This window comes from Streptomyces sp. NPDC031426 (assembly GCF_055581585.1).
Genome location: NZ_JBVIJE010000087.1, coordinates 1 through 4,480 on the forward strand (window position 1 = coordinate 1; position 4,480 = coordinate 4,480).

Genomic DNA, 4,480 nt, shown 5'->3' on the forward strand with positions numbered 1-4,480 from the left:
GTGTTCCATGCGGCGGGTGTGCTCGACGATGGTGTGCTGGACGCGCTGATCCCGGAGCGGTTCGAGCGCGTGTGGCAGGCCAAGGCCGACTCGGCACGCCATCTGCACGAGCTCACCCGTGATCTGGACCTGTCGGCGTTCGTACTCTTCTCGTCGATCAGCGGCACTCTGGGCAGCAGCGGACAGGCCAACTACGCCGCCGCGAACGCCTACTTGGATGCGTTGGCCGAGGAGCGGCGTGGTGAGGGGCTGCCGGCGGTGTCGGTGGCGTGGGGTCCGTGGGCTGATGGCGGGATGGCGGCCGAGGGGGTCCTGGAGCGGCGGTTGCGGCGTGAGGGCATGCCGCCGATGGATCCGCAGTTGGCGATGCGGGCGCTGGAGCAGGCTGTGGGCCTGGGTGAGCTCGGTGATCCGGCGCTGTGTGTGGTGGACCTGGACTGGGAACGCTTCGCGTCCGGCTTCACCGCCGTACGCCCCAGCACACTCCTCGACGAACTGCGGCTCGTCCAGGCGTCGTCGGAGGCCTCCCGCGCCGAAAACGACCAGCAGCACTCCGTGCGCGACTCGTCGTCGCTCGCCGACCGCTTGGCCGACCTCGGTGACGTCGAACGCGAGAAGGAACTGCTGGACCTGGTGCGGGCCCAGGTCGCGGCCGTGCTCGGGCACAGTGGTGGCGATGCCGTCCATGGTGACCGTGCGTTCCGGGAGTTGGGCTTCGACTCCCTCACCGCTGTGGAGCTGCGCAACCGTCTGGGCGCCGTCACGGGGCTGAGCCTTCCGACGACCCTTGTCTACGACTACCCCACGGCCTCCGCTCTCGCCGCCCACCTGCGCGACGAACTCCTCGGACGGCTCGGACACTCCGGGCAGGGAGCGACCGTCGTCAGCTCGGTACCCGGCGCCTTGGCGCTCTCCGTGGCCGATGACCCGATCGCGATCGTCGCGATGAGCTGCCGCTTCCCCGGTGGTGTGCAGTCACCGGAAGACCTCTGGCAGCTGCTGGCCGGCGGACGCGACGCAACCTCCCGGTTCCCCGCCGACCGGGGCTGGGACATCGAGTCCCTCTACGATCCGGACCCCGAGCAGGCGGGCAAGACCTACACCCGAGAGGGTGGCTTCATCCAGGACGCCACTCAGTTCGACGCGCGCTTCTTCGGCATCAGCCCGCGTGAGGCGCTGGCGATGGACCCGCAGCAGCGGCTGCTGCTCGAGACCGCGTGGGAGGCGTTCGAGCGGGCGGGAATCGCCCCGGACACCCTGCGCGGCAGTCAGGCCGGCGTGTTCATCGGCACGAACGGCCAGGACTACCTGTCGCTGCTGATGCGGGCACCCGAGGGACTTGAAGGTCACCTCGGCACCGGGAACGCCGCCAGCGTCGTCTCCGGCCGACTCGCCTATGTCTTCGGGCTGGAAGGCCCGGCCGTGACGGTGGACACAGCCTGTTCGTCGTCGCTGGTCGCCCTGCACTGGGCTGCCCAGGCCCTGCGGAACGGCGAGTGCTCGTTCGCGCTGGTGGGCGGTGTCACGATCATGGCTACCCCGGAGAACTTCGTCGATTTCAGCCGGCAGCGTGGTCTTGCTGCCGATGGCCGGGTGAAGGCGTTCGCGGCGGGTGCGGACGGCACCGGCTGGGGTGAGGGTGTGGGGATGCTGCTGGTGGAGCGGCTGTCGGATGCCCGTCGTAACGGTCACCCGGTGCTGGCGGTCGTGCGGGGTTCGGCGATCAATCAGGATGGTGCGAGCAATGGTCTGACGGCGCCGAACGGTCCGTCGCAGCAGCGCGTCATCCGTCAGGCGCTGGCGTCGGCGGGCCTGAGCACGTCGGACGTGGACGCGGTGGAGGCGCACGGCACGGGTACGACGCTGGGTGACCCGATCGAGGCGCAGGCGCTGCTCGCGACGTACGGGCAGGAGCGTGCCGAGGACACGCCGTTGTGGCTGGGTTCGATCAAGTCGAACATCGGTCACACGCAGGCGGCGGCCGGTGTCGCGGGCATCATCAAGATGGTGCTGGCGATGCGGCACGGTGTGCTGCCGCGGACCCTGCACGTCGACGAGCCGACGCCGCACGTGGACTGGGCGGCGGGCGCGGTGGAGTTGCTGACCGAGGCGCGGGAGTGGCCGGAGACCGGCCGTCCCCGCCGGGCAGGTGTGTCGTCCTTCGGTATCAGCGGCACCAACGCCCACACCATCATCGAGCAGGCACCCGAGGTGGAGGCGGAGGCCGGGGCGGTGCCGGGTGCGGTGTTGCCGGTGCTGCCCTTCGCGCTGTCGGCCGGCAGCGGGCGGGCACTGCGTGAGCAGGCCGAGCGGCTGCACGGGCAGCTTGCCGCACAGCCGGGGCTGCGCCCCCTGGACGTCGCCTATTCCCTGGCGACGGGTCGTGCCGCGCTGGAGCAGCGGGCGGTTGTGGTCGCTGGTGATCGTGAGGGATTGCTGGCGGGTCTGGATGCCGTGGCTCGCGACGGGGGTGCCGCCGGGGTCGTGGCTGGTGTGCCGCAGCCGGGTGGGGTGGCGTTCCTGTTCACCGGTCAGGGCAGTCAGCGGCTGGGGATGGGCCGGGAGCTTTACGACGCCTATCCGGTGTTCGCGGACGCGCTGGACGCGGTGTGCGCGGTTCTTGACGGGCACTTGGAGCGCCCGTTGTTGGAGGTGCTGTTCGGGGACGATGCCGGGCTGATCGACCGGACGGCGTTCACGCAGCCTGCGTTGTTCGCGGTGGAGGTGGCGCTGTTCCGGCTGCTGGAGTCGTGGGGTGTGCGCCCGGACTTCGTCTCCGGTCATTCGATCGGTGAGATCGCGGCGGCGCATTGTGCGGGTGTGCTGTCACTGGCCGACGCGTGCACGCTGGTGGCGGCGCGTGGTCGGCTGATGCAGGAGCTGCCGTCCGGTGGTGCGATGGTGGCGGTGCAGGCCGCCGAGGACGAGGTGGCGCCGTACCTGACGGACGCGGTGAGCATCGCGGCGGTCAACGGTCCGGTGTCGGTGGTGGTCGCGGGTGACGAGGACGCGGTACTGGAGATCGCGGGCCGCTTCGAGGAGCTGGGCCGGAAGACGAAGCGCCTGACGGTCAGTCACGCCTTCCACTCGCCGCACATGGACGGCATGCTGGAGGCGTTCGGCCGGGTGGTCGAGGGGCTGTCGTACGAGGCTCCGCGTATTCCGGTCGTCTCCAACCTCACCGGCACGATCGTGACTCCCGACGAGGTGTGCTCGCCGGAGTTCTGGGTGCGGCATGTGCGGGATGCGGTGCGGTTCCTGGACGGCGTGCGGGTGCTGGTGGCCGAGGGCGTCACGACCTTCGTGGAGCTCGGGCCCGACGGTGTCCTGTCCGCCATGGCGCAGGAGTGCGTCGCCGACGGCGACGACGTGGTGTTCCTCCCTGTGCTCAGGCGGGAGCGTCCCGAGGCGGAAGCGCTGACCGCTGCCCTTGCACAGGCCCATGTCCACGGCCTCCCTGTCGAGTGGGAGACGTTCTTCGCCGGGACCGGTGCTCGCCGTGTCCAGTTGCCCACCTATGCGTTCCAGCGTGAGCGCTACTGGCCCGACACCGCGTCGTTGGTGAGCGGGGACCCGGAGTCGATCGGTCTGGGTGTTGCGGGTCATCCGTTGTTGGGTGCTGCGGTGGCGTTGGCGGACAGTGACGGGTTTTTGTTCACGGGTGTGTTGTCGGCGGGTGTGCAGGGGTGGCTTGCGGATCATGTGGTGCTGGGTGAGGTGGTGTTGCCTGGTACGGCGTTCGTGGAGTTGGCGTTGCATGCTGGTGGGCGTGTGGGGTGTGGGGGTGTCGAGGAGCTGACGTTGGAGGCGCCGTTGGTGCTTCCTGAGGGCGTTGGTGTGCGGGTGCAGTTGTCGGTGGAGGCTGCTGACGGGTCTGGTCGGCGGTCGTTCGGGGTGTTTTCGCGTCGGCGTGATGCGGTGGGTGGTGAGCCGTGGGTGCGGCATGCCACGGGTGTGTTGTCCGTCGTTGCTGATTGCGATGCCGGCGTGGGTGTGGGGGATCTTGTGGTGTGGCCGCCGGAGGGTGCGGTGGCTGTTGGGGTGGAGGGGTTGTATGGGGAGCTTGCGGAGTCGGGTCTGGGGTATGGGCCGGTGTTCCGTGGGTTGCGGGGTGTGTGGCGGCGTGGGGACGAGTTGTTCGCCGAGGTGGTGCTGCCGGAGCAGGCTGCTGATGCTGCGGGTGCTTTCGGGTTGCACCCGGCCCTCCTCGACGCCGCCCTCCACGCCCTGGGCCTGAACCCCCGCAAGGAATCGGACTCCGGCCCGCTTCTGCCCTTCTCCTGGAGCGGGGTGTCGTTGTTCGCGGCGGGGGCGTCGTCGCTGCGGGTGCGGCTTGGTGAGCTCGGCTCGGATGCGGTGTCGTTGCTGGTGGCCGATGGTGCGGGCCGGCCGGTTGCGTCGGTGGGGTCGGTGGCGTTGCGGGCTGCTTCGGCGGAGCAGGTGCGTGCTGCCGCCGGTGAGCGTCACGACTCCCTCTTCC

1 protein-coding gene is annotated in these 4,480 nt (G+C 69.9%); it reads left to right on the forward strand.

Features of this window, described 5'->3' with window-relative positions:
* Nucleotides 1-4,480, forward strand: a 4,480-nt coding sequence (locus tag ACZ5NH_RS45250) for a type I polyketide synthase (RefSeq protein ID WP_468784296.1), incomplete at both ends; no start/stop codon positions are given.